This window comes from Luteibacter sp. ME-Dv--P-043b, assembly GCF_030209605.1.
GTDB lineage: Bacteria > Pseudomonadota > Gammaproteobacteria > Xanthomonadales > Rhodanobacteraceae > Luteibacter.
The window spans coordinates 143,342-159,274 of sequence record NZ_JARVRT010000021.1; the positions used below are offsets into that span (position 1 = coordinate 143,342).

The 15,933-nt window shown below is 67.1% G+C and carries 15 protein-coding genes; 10 read left to right on the forward strand and 5 right to left on the reverse strand.

All coding sequences use genetic code 11. From position 1 onward, the window contains the following. The first annotated feature begins 53 nt into the window (after positions 1 to 53). From QRN34_RS13915 to QRN34_RS13950, 8 genes are all read left to right on the forward strand, one after another. A complete protein-coding gene (locus QRN34_RS13915; RefSeq protein WP_285405269.1) occupies positions 54 to 1,361 on the forward strand; it encodes an MFS transporter in 1,308 nt (435 codons plus the stop codon). Between the two features lie 187 nt (positions 1,362 to 1,548). Further along, positions 1,549 to 1,998: a RimK/LysX family protein gene (locus QRN34_RS13920; protein WP_285405271.1), complete on the forward strand. Its 450-nt coding sequence runs from the start codon at positions 1,549 to 1,551 to the stop codon at positions 1,996 to 1,998. After that, positions 1,995 to 2,930 carry a 30S ribosomal protein S6--L-glutamate ligase gene (gene rimK, locus QRN34_RS13925; RefSeq protein WP_285405273.1) on the forward strand — a complete coding sequence of 312 codons (936 nt, stop codon included), beginning with the start codon at positions 1,995 to 1,997 and terminating at the stop codon, positions 2,928 to 2,930. Before QRN34_RS13920 ends, rimK begins: the two co-directional genes overlap by 4 nt. A 196-nt stretch (positions 2,931 to 3,126) precedes the next feature. Then, positions 3,127 to 3,813 (forward strand): response regulator transcription factor, encoded by a 687-nt coding sequence (locus QRN34_RS13930; RefSeq protein WP_036110317.1) that lies wholly within the window; start codon positions 3,127 to 3,129, stop codon positions 3,811 to 3,813. Next, positions 3,797 to 5,080, forward strand: coding sequence for a HAMP domain-containing sensor histidine kinase (locus QRN34_RS13935; RefSeq protein WP_036137760.1), 1,284 nt, complete (start codon positions 3,797 to 3,799; stop codon positions 5,078 to 5,080). Before QRN34_RS13930 ends, QRN34_RS13935 begins: the two co-directional genes overlap by 17 nt. A 162-nt stretch (positions 5,081 to 5,242) precedes the next feature. After that, positions 5,243 to 7,555, forward strand: a complete 2,313-nt coding sequence (locus tag QRN34_RS13940) for a TonB-dependent receptor (RefSeq protein ID WP_285405303.1) — start codon at positions 5,243 to 5,245, stop codon at positions 7,553 to 7,555. Continuing rightward, positions 7,555 to 9,054, forward strand: coding sequence for an esterase-like activity of phytase family protein (locus QRN34_RS13945; protein WP_285405277.1), 1,500 nt, complete (start codon positions 7,555 to 7,557; stop codon positions 9,052 to 9,054). The genes QRN34_RS13940 and QRN34_RS13945 overlap by 1 nt, the downstream gene beginning before the upstream one ends. Before the next feature lie 11 nt (positions 9,055 to 9,065). After that, positions 9,066 to 9,941 carry a hypothetical protein gene (locus QRN34_RS13950; RefSeq protein ID WP_285405279.1) on the forward strand — a complete coding sequence of 292 codons (876 nt, stop codon included), beginning with the start codon at positions 9,066 to 9,068 and terminating at the stop codon, positions 9,939 to 9,941. Position 9,942: 1 nt separating this feature from the next. Here QRN34_RS13950 and QRN34_RS13955 read toward each other — a convergent pair whose 3' ends face one another. From QRN34_RS13955 to QRN34_RS13965, 3 genes are all read right to left on the reverse strand, one after another. Next, complete coding sequence (locus QRN34_RS13955; protein ID WP_285405281.1) at positions 9,943 to 10,755, reverse strand: DUF2846 domain-containing protein; 813 nt, start codon at positions 10,753 to 10,755, stop codon at positions 9,943 to 9,945. A 64-nt stretch (positions 10,756 to 10,819) separates the two neighbouring features. Continuing rightward, positions 10,820 to 11,737: a branched-chain amino acid transaminase gene (locus tag QRN34_RS13960; RefSeq protein ID WP_036137753.1), complete on the reverse strand. Its 918-nt coding sequence runs from the start codon at positions 11,735 to 11,737 to the stop codon at positions 10,820 to 10,822. A gap of 85 nt (positions 11,738 to 11,822) precedes the next feature. After that, the gene (locus tag QRN34_RS13965) at positions 11,823 to 12,335 is read right to left on the reverse strand and encodes a DUF4124 domain-containing protein (RefSeq protein ID WP_285405283.1); all 513 of its coding nucleotides are present in this window, start codon (positions 12,333 to 12,335) and stop codon (positions 11,823 to 11,825) included. 150 nt (positions 12,336 to 12,485) lie between these two features. Between QRN34_RS13965 and QRN34_RS13970 the strand changes: the two genes are divergently transcribed. Continuing rightward, positions 12,486 to 13,274, forward strand: coding sequence for a glycosyltransferase family 2 protein (locus QRN34_RS13970; protein WP_285405285.1), 789 nt, complete (start codon positions 12,486 to 12,488; stop codon positions 13,272 to 13,274). 3 nt (positions 13,275 to 13,277) lie between these two features. On the opposite strand, the gene QRN34_RS13975 is transcribed toward QRN34_RS13970, so the two are convergent. Together QRN34_RS13975 and metF are read right to left on the reverse strand one after the other, a co-directional pair. Continuing rightward, entirely contained in the window at positions 13,278 to 14,315 is a 1,038-nt protein-coding gene (locus tag QRN34_RS13975) for a CDP-glycerol glycerophosphotransferase family protein (RefSeq protein ID WP_285405287.1), read from the reverse strand. A gap of 53 nt (positions 14,316 to 14,368) precedes the next feature. Further along, positions 14,369 to 15,190 (reverse strand): methylenetetrahydrofolate reductase [NAD(P)H], encoded by an 822-nt coding sequence (metF, locus tag QRN34_RS13980; RefSeq protein WP_285405289.1) that lies wholly within the window; start codon positions 15,188 to 15,190, stop codon positions 14,369 to 14,371. A gap of 142 nt (positions 15,191 to 15,332) precedes the next feature. On the opposite strand from metF, the gene QRN34_RS13985 reads away from it, so the two are divergent. After that, positions 15,333 to 15,845, forward strand: coding sequence for a DUF4232 domain-containing protein (locus QRN34_RS13985; protein WP_285405291.1), 513 nt, complete (start codon positions 15,333 to 15,335; stop codon positions 15,843 to 15,845). Positions 15,846 to 15,933: the final 88 nt, after the last annotated feature.

Consider the following 15,933-nt stretch of genomic DNA (forward strand, 5'->3'; position numbering starts at 1 on the left):
GACTTTCGTCGCAGCTTTACTCGTTTCCCCCTCGTATCCGGCGAATACCGCTCATGAGTGCAACCCTTCCCGATGACACCGTCGACGCGCGCCCCCTGGATCGCCGCGATGCGAAAACGCTGGTGCTTTCCGCGCTCGGCGGCGCGCTGGAGTTCTACGACTTCGTGATCTTCGTGTACTTCGCGAAGACCCTCGGCCACCTGTTCTTTCCGCCGGGCGGCTCGGACTGGCTGGCGCAGCTTCAGGCCTTCAGCCTGTTCGCCGTGGCCTACCTTGCCCGCCCGCTGGGCGGCATCGTCATGGCGCACTTCGGCGATCGCGTCGGCCGCAAACGCATGTTCACCCTCAGCGTGTTCCTGATGGCGGTGCCGACGCTGTTGATCGGTGTACTGCCCACCTACGCCAGCATCGGCCTGTTCGCGCCGGTATTGCTGACCTTGCTGCGCGTGGTGCAGGGCGTGGCCATTGGCGGCGAAGTACCCGGCGCCTGGGTCTTCGTGTCGGAGCACGTGCCCTCGCGTCGCAAGGGCCTCGCCGTGGCCAGCCTTTCCGCGGGCCTCACCTTCGGCATCCTGCTGGGCTCGTTGCTGGCCGCCTACCTCAACGCGCACATGTCGCCCGAGGCGCTGATGGACCATGGCTGGCGCATCGCCTTCATCCTGGGCGGGGTGTTCGGTTTCATCGCCGTCTACCTGCGTCGCTGGCTCAGCGAAACACCCGTGTTCGCACGCATGCGCGAGCGTCGGCAGCTGTCCGAGGAACTGCCGGCGTGGGTAGTGGTGCGCGACCATCTGCCGGGCGTGCTGCTGTCGATGGCCGTCACCTGGGTACTCACGGCAGCCATCGTGGTGGTCATCCTGATGACGCCCACGCTGATGCAGACGGCGTTCCACGTCGATGCCGTGCGGGCGTTCACCGGCGGCAGCATCGGCGCGTTCACCCTTTGCCTGGGATGTGTCGGTGGGGGCTTGCTGGTGGACTGGCTGGGCCGCGGTCGCGCCATGCTCATCGCATCGGTGGGCCTCATGCTAAGCACCTACGCGCTGTATTTCGACCTGCAGGCCGGTGGCGCCCACCTGTATCCGTTGTATGCGCTGGCCGGGGCCTTCGCCGGGGTGGCGGGCGTCGTGCCCGCCGTGCTGGTCGCGGCGTTTCCCGCCCCGATCCGTTTCTCGGGCATTTCCGTGTCCTACAACGTGGCCTATGCGATCGCGGGCGCGGTAACGCCGCTGGTCGTGGGCTACCTGGCCAGGGCGGCCGGCGGCATCGGCCCGGCGCACTATGTTGCGCTGGTGTCGTTGGTCGGGGTCGCCGCGTCCGTCTACATGATCGTGGACAAGCGCCACGCCGTGTGGTCCTGACCCCAACGCAGCGCGGGGCTTCACATCGATTTCATGCGGGTGACGGCGTGGCGCGGTGCCATCGGCGTCAACCCGGTTGCGCGCCGGTCCGGGCTTGGGCATGCTTTCCTCATCGTGCACCGTCCCTGGTGACGGCCACGACGGTTTCCCGCATTCCCTTTCGTCCCCTACACGTCGCACCAGACCCATGACTGATGTCATCACCCTTGGCTGGCGCGAACGGCTCGCACTTCCGTCGCTCGGCGTCACCGTCCTCAAGGCCAAGCTCGATACGGGCGCGCGCACCTCGTCGCTGCACGTCGAGTGGCTGGAGGTGGACGAGCGCGCCGATGGCGCATGGTTGCGCTTCCAGGCGCGGACCACCCGCAAGGGCGGGTTGTCTGAGCCCTGCGAGGCGAGGGCGACCGGCCGGCGCAACGTCACCGATTCAGGCGGTCATCGCACCACGCGCTGGTTCATCGAAACCGAGATCGAACTCGCCGGTCGCCGCTTCATGGCGGAGGTGAACCTGACCGATCGCCGGCACATGCTTTTCCCCCTTTTGCTCGGCCGGACGGCGCTCTTCGGGCGCTTCCTGGTCGATCCCGCGCTCTCCTATTCGCAGACGCCGCGCCGCGTCGTCCGGGACCATCCATGAAGCTGACCATCCTGTCGCGCAACGCGCGGCTGTATTCCACGCAGCGGCTTGTCGAGGCGGCGCGCAAGCGGCGCCACACCGTGCGTGTGATCGACCCCCTGCGTTGCTACATGAGCATCTCGCCGGGATCGTTCGCCATCCATTTCAAGGGCAAGCCGCTGGGCCCGGTGGACTGCGTCATTCCCCGGATCGGTGCCTCCAGCACCTTCTACGGCACCGCGGTGCTGCGCCAGCTGGAGCAGATGGGCGTCTACACGCCCAACCCCTCGGACGCGGTGCTGCGCGCCCGCGACAAGCTGCGGTGCCTGCAACTGCTGGCGTCCCGTGGTATCGACATGCCGCTGACCGCCTTCGGCGACAACCCCGACGACACCTCCGACCTGCTGGCGATGCTCGGCGACCCGCCGCACATCATCAAGCTCAACGAGGGCACCCAGGGGGCGGGCGTGGTGCTGGCGGAGAAGAAATCGGCCTCGCAGAGCGTGATCGAGGCGTTCCGCGGGTTGTATGCCAACTTCCTCGTCCAGGAGTTCATCCGTGAGGCCAACGGCAGCGACCTTCGCTGTTTCGTGGTCGGCAACGAGGTGGTCGCGTCCATGCAGCGCTCGTCCGCGCCGGGCGAGTTCCGGGCCAACCTGCACCGTGGCGGCAGCGCCGCCCAGGTGGAACTGTCCGACGACGAGCGACGGGTGGCGATCGAGGCCGCGTCGGCGCTGGGCCTGGAGGTGGCGGGCGTCGACCTGCTGCGTTCCTCGCGCGGCCCGCTGCTGCTGGAGGTCAATGCGTCGCCGGGGCTGGAGGGTATCGAGGGCAGCACTGGCGTCGACGTGGCCGGCGCCATCATCGCGCACTGCGAGGAACGCCTGGCCGCCCGGCCGGCCGTGCCGAAGGCACGCAAGCCCAAGGCGCCCAAGGGATTAACAGCGATTTAAACGGTGCTGACCTATAAAGGTTCCACTGTGATTCCGCGGGGCGGAATGACGGTATCGGGGCGGTAGTTCTTTCGGCCCGGGCGGTCCTTCCGCCCGGGCCTCTCTTTTAGTGCTGTCCGCTTCACGGGTTCCCCGTTAAGCTTGCTGTCGCAATACTTGCAAGATTCACAAGAGCGACCGCCCAACGGAGTGCCGCATGCGCGTCCTGGTCATTGAAGACAACACCGACATCGCGACGAACATCGGGGATTACCTCGAGGATCGCGGCCATGTCGTCGATTTCGCCGGCGACGGCGTCACGGGCCTGCACCTTGCCGTGGTCCACGACTTCGACGTCATCGTGCTCGATCTCACCCTGCCGGGCATGGACGGCCTGGACGTCGCCAAGAAATTGCGCCACGAGGCGCACAAGCAGACGCCCGTGCTGATGCTGACCGCCCGCGACTCGCTGGAGCACAAGCTCACCGGCTTCGAGTCCGGCGCGGACGACTACATGACCAAACCGTTCGCGCTGCAGGAACTTGCGGCCCGGCTGGAGGTGCTTGCGCGCCGGGGCAAGGGTCCGCAAAGCCGTGTCCTCAAGGTCGGTGGCCTCACCTACAACCTCGACACCCTCACGGTCAGCCGCGAGGGCAAGTCGATCCAGCTCAACCCGATCGGCCTCAAGCTGCTGCAGGCCCTGATGGAAGCCAGCCCGTCGGTGGTCACCCGTCAGGACCTGGAACAGCGCGTCTGGGGCGAGGAACTCCCCGATTCCGATTCCCTGCGCGTGCACATCCACGGCCTGCGCGCCGCGATCGACAAACCCTTTGAAAAACCGTTGATCCACACGCGTCACGGTATTGGCTATCGCATGGTCGATCCGGATGCGGTCCAGACGTAAGCTTCGTTTCCGCCTGATCGTCACCTTCGCGCTGTTCGGCTTCGGCCTCAGCGCGCTGTTCGCGTACGCGGCCGTCAACATCCGCACCCGCGTCGAAGAGCAGCTGATCAACTCCGCGTTGCAGGACGAGGTGGACTCGATCAACGCGAAGGTCCGCGCCAACCCGGCCGAGCGCCCGCCTTTCGACATCATCAAGGGCGCGACCTTCAGCGACCGCACGCTCTACAAGGCGCCGCTGAACTGGCAGTCGCTGGAGACGGGCGTGCACGACGTGTACGAGGATGGCAAGGACGGCAAGCCCCGGCATTACAAGGTGGCCGTGCGGCGTGAGGACGGCATCATCAGCTTCATCCAGTTCGACGTATCCCGCGACGAGCTGGGCAAGCGTCAGCTGGTCACCAGTGTGGTCGCGGCGGTGTTCCTGTTCGGCCTGTTCTCGCTGGTGCTGGGCGTGTGGCTGTCGTCGCGTGTGCTTCGCCCGGTGACCGACCTGGCCCGCCGCCTGCGCGACTTCCGCCGGGTGGGCAAGGCCGAGGCACTGGCGCCGCACTTCGCCGACGACGAGGTGGGCGAGCTGGCCGTAGCGCTGGACGAATACGCCATGCGGCTGACCTCCGTGGTGGAGCGCGATCGCGAGTTCAACTCCGATGTCAGCCACGAGCTGCGCACGCCGCTGGCGGTCATCGCCAGCACCACCGAATTGCTGCAGGGCTCACCGGACCTGACCGACAAGCTGCGCGAGCGGCTCAAGCGCATCGAGCGCGCATCGCGCCAGGCCACCGAGCTGATCGAGGCCTTGCTGCTGCTGTCGCGCGCGGAACGCCGCGGCCCCACGCGCGGCGAGACCACCGACGTGGCCAAGGTGTCGGCGGACGTCATCGAGAGCCAGCGCCCCCAGATGGGCATGAAGCCCATCGAGATCGAGCTGATCGCGGACGGCAGCGTCACGGTGAATGCGCCGGCCTCGGTACTGTCGGTGGCGCTGACCAACCTGATCGGCAATGCCATCAAGTACACGATGGAAGGCAAAGTGACGGTGCGCGTGCTCGACGGCCGCGTCGACGTGATCGATACCGGCCCCGGCATTAAGCCGGAAGACGCCGAAAAGCTGTTCCAGCGCGGCATCCGCGGCGAAAGCGCCACGGGCGGCGGTGCCGGCCTGGGCCTGGCGATCGTGCGTCGCCTGTGCGAACTGTACGACTGGGACGTGTCGCTGCGGCCGCGCCCCGACATGGCCGGCGCGATCTCGACCATCGACTTCCGCTGACGTAGCAACAATAGCTGTCACCAAGCTTTCATTTTACTGTCGCACCATCTGGGGCTTAACGGCGCGAGAAGGGCGGTCCTCAGGGGAGGCACATGCCGCGGCGCCCGAGCATGTAAGGACGCCCCCTTGTTCAAGTATTCCGCTTTGGCCGTTGCCCTGGGCATGGCCCTCGCCTCCTCCGCGTACGCCACGGATAACGACACCACACCGCCGCCTGCGACCACCGGCGCCACCGCCGGACGCGAGAAGGCCCAGGACCTGGACACGGTGTCCGTCATCGGCAGCGGCGAGACGCGCCAGGTGCAGCGCCTGCGGACCACCGACCAGAAGGCGTTGCCGCCGGGTACCAGCCTGCAGAAAGTGCTCAACACCTTGCCGGGTGTCAACGCGCAGTCCGCCGACGCGCTGGGTACCAACGAGCAGTCCATGACGCTGAGCCTGCGCGGCTTCAGCGGCACGCGCCTGGGCTATACCCTCGACGGCATGCCGTTGGGTGACAGCGCGTACAACAACTACAACGGCCTGTCGATCAACCGCGCGCTGATCTCCGAGAACTTCGCCGGCGCGGAGCTTTCCGAAGGCATCGGCAACCTCGGTACGCCCTCCACCAGCAACCTGGGTGGCACGATCGCCTACAGCTCCAACGACCCGGCGAAGACGATGGGTGGCCGCGTGGCCCAGACCTTCGGCAGCGACGCCAACCGTCGTACCTTTGCCCGCTTCGATACCGGCGAGCACGACGGTTTCTCGATGTACCTGTCGGGCGCGCGCACCACGTCGGACCTGTGGAACAACCAGAGCGTGTACAACGGTTCTACCACCAAGCAGTTCAACGGCAAGGCGGTGTGGGATTTCGACTGGGCGCGTTTCACCGCCTTCGCCGACACCTCGCGTACCTCGCAGGCGGATTATTTCTACCTGTCCAAGAGCGAGCTGGCGCGCGGGCTGGGTTACGACTGGGGTGGCTACGCCCCCAACTGGCAGCGGGCCATCGGCAAGGCGTACTGCAATGCCGGCACCCTGAATGCGCGGCGCTGCGACCGCAGCGGCGCGGACACGGATGCGGACGGTGCCTTCACCGCGGGGCAGATCCTGCGTGACGACAACCTGTACTACCTCGCGGGCGATTTCTTCCCCAGCGACACGGTGACCCTGCACGCCCAGGTCTACCATCACGAGGACGCCGGCGAAGGCCACAACTGGAACAGCGGTACCTATTCGTATCCCGGTACGCCGCAGCAGTTGCCGATCATCTTCCGCAACACGCTCTACACGATCAACCGCTCGGGTGCGATCCTCTCGGCCGCGTGGGACTTCGCCAACCATCATCTCGAAGGCGGCGTCTGGTACGAGCACAACATTTCCAGCGCCTCGCGCTACAGCAGCTACGTCACCGGCCCGCGCGACCTCAGCGGCAGGATCGACACCCAGCCCAACCTGGGCGTGTTCGACCAGCGCACCGTGTGGAACACGCGGCAGGCCTTCCTGCAGGACACCATGCGTTTCCTCGACGATGCGCTGACCGTCGACGTGGGCGTGAAGAGCCCGCATGTCACTTCCGACGCGCAAGCGCTGCCGGGCGTGGCCAGGACACCGATCAGCCCGACCTCCAACAACCAGTTCGCCACCGGCAAGCTGAGTGCGAGCAAGGCCTTGCTGCCGCAGTTCGGTGCGCGCTACAAGCTGGCCGAGGGCCAGGAAGTGTTCGCCAGCTTCGCCAAGAACATCGCCATGTTCCAGGGTGGTTTCAAGCTCGGTCCGCAGGCGGTCAGCCAGTCGATCTGGAACAGCCAGGGCGACCTGAAGCCGGAGAAGTCGCGCAGCCTCGAGGCCGGCTACCGTCTGGAGCGCGACGGCTTTGCCGCATCGCTGGCGGCCTACGACGTGCGCTTCGACAATCGCCTGCTGCAGTACAACCCGTGCGATTCGCGCCAGCCGGTCGGCGCCAATTGCGGCAACCGCTTCTACAACGTGGGCGGCGTGAACAGCCGTGGCGTGGAAGCCACCTTCGTGTGGCAGCCGACCGATCACCTGCGCTGGTACAACTCCGCGTCGTACAACCGCTCCACCTATGCCGGTGACTATACGCAGGCCGGCGTGGTGCAGCACACCCGCGGCAAGACGCAGACGGACACGCCCGGGCGGCTGCTGGCCACGCAACTCGACTGGAACCAGGGCCCCTGGTTCGCCTCGCTGCGCGGCAAGTACACCGGTGAGCGCTTCTACACGTACACCAACGACCAGGGCTTCGGCGGCTTCACCACCTGGGACATGTCGGCGGGTTATGACTTCGGTGCGTTCTCCGTGGCCAGGGACGTGCGCCTGACGCTCAACGTGACCAACCTCACTAACAAGCGTTACGCCAGCAACCTGGATTCGAGCGCCTTCGTGCCGAGCGACCCGAACGGTACCGCCTATGTCTTCCACGCGTCGGCACCGCGCCAGCTGTTCGCTACGCTGGACGTGCGGTTCTGATGCGTCGGCTCATCGCGGGCCTGGTCGCCAGCCTGGCGCTCGGCGGCCTGCCGGCACAGACGCTCGAACTGCGTGTGCCCGACCTCGCGGCGACGCCGTTGCCGCGCAGCGTCGACATGGGCGGTATCACCTATGTCGACCACGGCCTGGTGGCCGCGGGCTCGCTGCCTGCGGGCACGGTGGATTTCCTCGGTGACACGCTGGGCTCGTTCTCGTCGCTGGCGATCCAGCCGGGCACCTGGAAACGGGAGGGCGATACGTACACCGGCGTGTTGTGGACCTTGCCGGATCGCGGGCGCAACGACCCCGAGCACCAGCTTTTCTTCGATTACCGGGGACGCCTGCACCGCTTCAGGCTCACCCTGCGCCTGGGCGACACGCCGCAACTGACCTTGCTGCCGGACGGCGGGCGGGAACTGCGCGACTTCGATGGCCGGCCCTTCACCGGCGCCGAGCCGGGGCAGGGTACCCGTAGCGAGCATGGCATCGTGTTGCCGTCACCGGCGAAGGGGACGGGGGCCGGCAAGGTGTCGCTGGACGCCGAGTCGTTGCAGTTCACGCCCGATGGCGGTTTCTACGTCGGCGACGAATACGCGGCCAACGTATATCGCTTCGACCCGCGTGGACGACTCACCGGCATCGTGGTGCCGCCGCTCGCGGTGCGCCCGCGGGATGCCGCCGGTCGCCCGGACTTCACCTCGCTGCGTCCGCCGGCCACGGGCCGGCGCAACAACCAGGGCGTGGAAGGCATGGCGCTGTCGCCCGACGGCACGCGCCTGTTCGTGGTGCTGCAAAGTGCCCTGGTGCAGGACAGCGCGCCCGGCGACGCGTCCGGCCGCACGCTCGCGCGCGTCGTCGTCTATGACACGAGCCGCACCACGGTGCCGTCGGCGCCCATCGCGCACTACGTGGTGCGCCTGCCGTCCTATACCGATCGGGGTGACGGCGGCAGCCCGAACCGCACCGCGGCGCAGAGCGAGATCCGCGCGCTCGACGACCATCGGTTCCTCATGCTGGCTCGTGACGGCAGTGGCTACGGCGCCGAGGGCAAGCGGCCCATCGTCTTCAAGAGCGTCCTGCTGGTGGATACCGACGGCGCCACCAACCTCGCGGGTACGCCGTACGAAACCGCCGCCACACCGCTCATCGATGCGCACGGTGTATTGCGTACGGACATCCATACGGCCACCACGCGGCCGTTCGTGAACCTGCTGGACCCGGCCAACCTGGCCCGTTTCGGCCTCGGTATGCAAGCGGACGAGGCGGGCAAGGCACAGCTGTCGGAGAAATGGGAGGCGATGGACCTGGTGCCCGCACTCGATCCCGCGCATCCCGACGACTGGTTCTTGCTGGTCGGCAACGACAACGACTTCATCGCGCGGCACTGTGTCATGGACGGCCAGCGCTGCGATTCGGACATCGACAACGACAACCGCATCCTCGTGTACCGGCTGAGCTTGCCGGGCATGCGTTCCGCCACCGCTCCCCACCACCGATAAGGGTTACGCGCATGATGAAACGTACGGTTCTCTCGCTGCTTTCGGCGAGCCTCCTGCTGGGCTCGTTCGCCAGCCACGCCAATAGCCCGGCCTATGTCGACAGCAAGGAATACAAAGTGCTGCTGGACGCGTCGCGCTTCGCCAGCAACCCGTCCAGCGCGGCCGGTACGCTGCTGCAGAACCTGTCCACGCGCCTGAGCGCGCTGGGCTTCGACAAGACGGTCGGCGGCGGCTTCGCCGCGGGCAACCGTGACACGCTGGCCTATTACGACACGGCGCACAGCTGCGCGCTGATGAAGGCGGGTTACTCGGTGCGCACGCGCGCCGGCGACGACCTGGACATCCAGTTCAAGTTCCGCCACCCGGACGAGGAACTGTCCTACGCCACGGACGTGTCCGGCGCGGGCAAGAACAAGAAGACCAAGCTGGAAACGGACGTCACGCCCGGCGGCCTCGTGCTGGCACATTCGACCAAGCAGGATGCGACGACCACGCCCGGCACGGTGGCGGACCTGATCAAACAGTTCCCCGGCGCTTCCGCGTTGTCGTCGCTGTCGTCGTCCACGCTGTCGAAGGTGGCCGGCGTTACCGTGACGCAGCAGGAATACGACGGCCCCACCGCCGATCTGGGCCAGTCCGTGGCCGAGTTCACGCTCACGTTGTGGTACGTGGACGGCGCAGCCACGCCGGCACTGGCCGAGTTGTCGTTCCGCGTGGACGCGGATGCGGACAAGTACTTCACCACGCCGGTGCTGCAGCGTTCGCAGGTGCTGAACACGGCGATGGGCTCGATCGGCAACGGCTGGAACATCGCCAACGACGGCGGCAAGACGAGCTGGCTGTACGCCTATCGCTCGTCGTCGTTCCCGAACGGCTTCTGTAACTGATTCACCCCTGAGGGGGGCCTTCGTGGCAGCTGGTGGCGTTGCACAGGATCTCGATCGGTGCACCGCCACTGTCGCAACGGCTGAAGAAGTGGGCGTTGTCCCCGTCCACGCTGCGCACGCGCAGCATCCGCTCGCACTGGTGGGCGGATGCCACGTCCTGCGCCGCTTCGAACATCGGCTTGCCGATACGGTTGTCCATGGCGGCCAGGCCGTACTCGGCCTTCACTGGCGCGGCTGGCGCGGCCATCGACGCCGATGAGGGCACCGCCCCGCGCTGCGGCGCGGTCACGCGGGCTGCGACAGCGTCGGCATGGGCCGGTGCAACACTGGCCGGGGCGACCATGGCGTCGTCGGGAGCCCGTAGCGCCGGCGCTTCAGTCACGAGCAGCTTGCTCTCGCGCACGCCTTTCTGGCCCTTGGTTTCGTCTACACGGTGCAGCAGCGAGCTGGCTGCCCACATGCCGACCTTCACCTCCTGCCAGACGTAATACACCTGGCCCGCGGTAGTGGCCAGGGAGAGGGTGGAGTCCGTTTCGCCCTTGGACGTAATGATGTGGTTGCCGCCGGGAACGGCAACTTCAAGGAAGCTGTTGGGACCGGTGTCGCCCACGGCGATGCCATCGACGAGTACCGGAAGCTTGATCGCGGTGCCGAGGATCTCGTTGCGGTAGATGTAGACCACGGCCTTGTCCGGCACCGGTGCGAAACGCTTCGCCCGCGCGTCGGCGTCCTGGCCGGCCTTGTGCACGCTGGCGCAACCGCTGACGGCGCACGCGGCGGCTATCGCCCAGACGGCGACCTGTTGGACCTTCATGTGTTTTCCCCCTGTGGAATGCGGAACATCGCGCGCAGGGCACACCCCTGCGCGCGATGTTTTATCACAACGGTTCGAGCCAGCCCCAGCGGTCGGTCGTCTTGCCACTGAACAGGCCGAAGAACAGTTCCTGCAGGCGGCGCGTGATCGGGCCGGCCTTGCCGGTGCCGATCTGCTTGCCGTCGACCGAGCGGATGGGCGTGACTTCCGCCGCCGTGCCGCACATCAGGATCTCGTCGGCCAGGTAGAGGTACTCGCGCGGCAGGTCGCGCTCGATCACCTCGAGGCCTTCCTCGCGGGCAAGCGTCATCAGCGTGTGGCGCGTGATGCCCGTGAGGATCGACGCACTGGCCGGAGGGGTGTGCAGCGCGCCGTCGAAGACCAGGAACAGGTTCTCGCCGGCGCCTTCGCTCAGCAGGCCGGTGGAGGCCAGTGCGATGCCCTCGCCGAAGCCGAGGCGGCGCGCTTCCCGGGCGATCAGCTGGCCGGACAGGTAGTTGCCGCCCGCCTTGGCGCCGGCCGGGATGGTGTTGGGCGCGAACCGCTGCCAGCTGGAGACGCAGGCTTCGATGCCGTTCTCCAGCGCCTCGGGCCCGAGGTAGGGACCCATGGGCCAGGTGGCGACGGCCACATCGGTCGGGCAGTCGGCGGAGAGGCCGAAACCGCCCAGGCCGCGGAACGCGACCGGGCGCAGGTAGGCCGCCTGCAGGTCGTTCTTCTTGACTACCTCACGGCACGCGGCCGCAAGCTCCTCAATCGAATACGGAATCTCGATGTCGTAGATCTTCGCGGACAGGTACAAGCGCTTGAGGTGGTCGGTAAGGCGGAAGATCGCCGCGCCGTCGGGCGTCTTATAGCTGCGGATGCCTTCGAAGACCGACGAGCCGTAATGCAGCGCGTGGGCCATGACGTGGACGGTGGCATCGCGCCAGGGCTTGATCTGCCCGTTCTGCCAGATCCATTCGGGGTAATTCTGCGACATGTGAGCGCTCCGGAGGGGACCGCCCATGATAACGGGTGCCAGCCGGCGGCACATGGCGCGTTGCGTCAGGGCATCGGTGGAAGACTCAGGGCCGCGGGCGCAGCCACAGGCAACCCGAGTCGCGGACCACGTCGAAGTGCGCATGCCGTGTGGCGAGCCCGCCGCCGGGTACGGAGGTCGCCACGTCGATGCCCACCGCCTCGTCGCCGTCCAGCGACACCAGCGGCTGACGGATGAGCGCCTCGATGCTGCGCATGCCCTCGGTCGCGCTTTGCCCGGAGGCATTCCACAACACCAGCCCGCCGATGCGGTTGGCGCTTTTCAGGGCGAAGCCCTGGGCGATGCCGGTGCGCAGGTCCGCCAGGCTCTTGGCGCAGAGCAGCCCCGCCGTGGCGCCATCGGCGGCGGCTCCGCCGGGACGGGCCGACGTGGCCGCGGGCGGCAGGACCGGGGTGGCACCGATGGTCGCGCAGGGCTGGTCGGTAAAGGCCGGGCGCCCGTCCGTCCCCACACAACGATGGATGGCCGTCTGCGCGGCGGCAGGTACGGCGATCGCAAGCAGGGTGCAGAGGATGGGAAGGAGGCGCTGACGGTTCACGGGAGGCATGCGAGGAAGGGGGTGACCATCGTCTCCCACGACGCCTCCACGGACGGTGACGGACGGCAACGGAGGGCGAGAAGCGCGACCGGTCCGGTAGGGGGGCTCTGGTAAAGTGGCACATCCCACCACGCAGCGGCCCACACCTTCATGGCCCCGACCCCCGCCGACACGTCGCGCTTGCCGATCTCCCTGTGCGTCATCGCGCAGAACGAAGCCGACCGTATCGTCGCCTGCCTCGCCTCCGCCGACTTCTGCGACGACGTGGTCGTCGTGGACGGCGGCTCGCTGGACGCGACCGTCGCGCTGGCCGAAGCGGCGGGCGCGCGCGTGATCCACCGCCCGTTCGACGGCTTCCGTACGCAGAAGGATTTTGCCGTGGCGGCCGCGCGGAACGACTGGGTGCTTTGCCTGGACGCGGACGAATGGGTGGACCCCAGTCTTCGTGCGGCGATCCTGGCCCGCTTCGCCAAGGGCACCGGCGACACCGCCGCGTTCCGCATCGTCCGGCGCAACCGCTTCCTCGGCAAGGTGATGAAGCACGGCAACGCGGGCTCCGATCGTGTCGTGCGCCTGTTCGACCGGCGCACCGCGGGCTGGCACGGTGCCCGGGAGATCCACGAGTCCGTCGTGGTCAAAGGCCGCACGGATGCCATCGACGGCTGGCTCGACCACGATCCCTACCGTTCGCTCTCAGCCATGCTGGCCAAGCAGGAACGCTACGCGCATCTCATGGCCGAAGAGGCCTTCGCCAAGCGCAAGCGCACGGGCCTGGCGCAGATCGTGCTCAGTCCCGCGTTCCGTTTCCTCAAGGGCTATGTCTTCCGTGGCGGCTTCCTCGACGGCTGGCGCGGGCTGATCTATGCCCTGCTGCGCGTGGAATACGTCCGACGCAAGTACGTGAAGCAATACCTGCTGCAGAAGGGCTTCAAGCCCTGACCATTACCGGGCGAACAGGGCCGCGCGATCGCGCCAGGCCTTATAGCGACGCACGGGATTGAGCGGTTTGCGCCCGAGCCGCGCCGCGCCGGTAGCGAGCATGGCGTCGGTCGCATCGAGCACACGCTCGCTCGAACGCCCGTCGCGGTAGGGGTGGATGTCGTCGCCGTGGGCCTTGAGCGCCGCCATCAACGCTGCCGGGTGCGACAACGCCACGTCGATGGCCGCATCCACGTCGGCCGGCGTCGCCACGTCCAGCATGAACGGCTCGGGCCGCCGGTTCGCCACGGTGACCACCGGTTTGTCCTGCACCGCGAATTCGTGGATCACCGACGAGGTGTCGCAGACCAGCACGTCCGCGGCGCGTTCCATGTCGATCAGGCGCTCGGCATCCAGGTAGCGCGCATTGGGCGCCTCCAGCGCGCGATAGGCCTGGATGAGTTCCGGCTCGGATTTCGGGTGCAGTGTCAGCAGCCACTGGCGGTCGCCACGGGCGATCAGCGAACGCAACGTCTCCTGCATCGCCGGTGCGCAACTGAGGCGATGACTGAAAGTGGAGGCGAACATCACCACCGGTCGACCATCGCGTGCCATCAGTGGGCTGGGCTCGGGGCCGAACAGGGGATCGAGCTTGGGCCAGCCCGTCTCGACCACGGCAAAATGACCGTGCTGCGCCGCCAGCGCCTGGAAGGGCAACGTCGTCGCGGGCCCCTGCGTGGTGTACAGATCGAAAAAACCGCGGATGGCGAAGTGGCCGCGGTCCGGCTCACGCTTGTTCGCGTTGAAGCCGTGAAACACCTGCACCTTGAGCCCCGGGATGCCGGGTGGCGCCCAGTTCGCAGCGCAGAACGTCGCATCCGGCGCGAAGGCGCGTGCTTCGGACAGCTGGCGCAGGCGCACTTCGTCGTTGCCCAGCCGCGCCGCCACGGCATCGGTCGTCAGCCAGCGCACCGCGATACCCCGCGCCATGGCAGCCGCTGCCAGGGGGCGCAGGATCGGCAGCGCATAGGCCTCGGTGGCGAACATGACGCAGGCACGCATGCAGGAATTCCTGGTGGGTCGGTGAACGGGCCGAAGTATAGAAGACGACGCCTCTATAACCGGTCGAGCACCGCCGTCGTCGCGCGTGCGCGATTGATCGTGTAGAAGTGCAGGCCCGGTGCGCCGCCGTCGATCAATCGGCGGCACAGTTCGGCGACCACGTCTGCCGCCAGTTCACGTACCGCTGCCGCGTCGTCGCCATGGGCCTGCATGCGCTTGACGATCCACCGCGGAATCTCCGCGCCGCACTGCTCCGAAAAACGGCGCAGCTGGCTGAAATTGGCGATCGGCATGATGCCGGGCACGATGGGGATACTCACGCCGAGGCGGGTCACGTCTTCCACGAAGCGGAAGTATGCGTCGGCATTGAAGAAATACTGGGTGATCGCGCCATCCGCGCCCGCGTCCACCTTGTTCCGGAAATGGCGCAGGTCGGCCAGGGCATTCTCCGCCTGCGGGTGCGTCTCGGGATAGGCCGCCACCTCGATGTGGAAGTGATCGCCGCTGTGCTCGCGGATGAAGGCGACCAGCTCCGCCGCGTAGCGGAAATCGCCTGGCGTGGCCATGCCTGAGGGAAGGTCGCCGCGCAGGGCGACGATGCGCCGGCAGCCCGAGGCCTTGTACGTGTCGAGCAGTTCGCCAATCTCGGCTCGCGTGCCGCCCATGCAAGACAGGTGCGGGGCCACCGACAGCCCGTGCTCCTGGCGCAGCTGTTTCACGGTCTTATCCGTGTAGCTGAGGGTCGAGCCGCCGGCACCGAAGGTCACCGAGACGTAGTCCGGCTCGCTCTTCTTCAGTCGGCTCACCGCGGCATCGAGCTGGACGCGCTGCTCTTCGGTCTTGGGCGGGAAGAATTCGAAGCTGATCGCAGGCATGGTCGGCATCCAGGAGGGTCGCTGCCATTGTATATATCTTTATATCTCGATGGAAAGATGCTTGTTGGGGAAGGTGCCTCCGCCCTGTTGCACGTCCGTTCAACCGGTAGCCTCTAGAAACGAGGCATCAAGGAGACCCGTCATGATCGCTTCCCTCGCACTCGCTACGCTCATCGCTACCAAGGGACTCGCCGCCACCGGCGCTTCTGCCCCTCCACCCACCGCCTGCCACGCCGAAGACCTCGCCGTGCGCACCGACGCGGGCGACGGCGAATTCAACGGTATGTCACACGGCGGCACGCGGCTGATCGTGCGCAACACGGGCCACACGCCTTGCCTGCTTCCCGGCCTGCCGACCGTCGTGTTCCTGGATGCCTCGGGCGCCGAGCAACCGACCCTACGCAACGCACCTCCCGGCATGCATCCCGGTCCCATCGTGTTGCCGGTGCGGGTTGCGCCAGGCGCAGAGGCGGTGACCACCCTGCGCTGGATAAGTGGTGAGGTTTACGATCGGAGCCGCTGCTTCACCTCGGCGCGTGTCCGCGTCCGTTTCGGCGCTACTGCCATGATCGAGGGGCCCATGCAGGCCCACGTTTGCACGCAGGGCGATGCGCCGGCCAAGGTCGAGCAACCGCCGATGACATCGAAGCCATAAAAAAGGTTCTTCGCGCGTTACCGGGGAGGAGGTGTCGGGCGGTCACCCTCTGCGCTCGAGCAGCGGCCGCAAGCGGCCGAACTCGCTC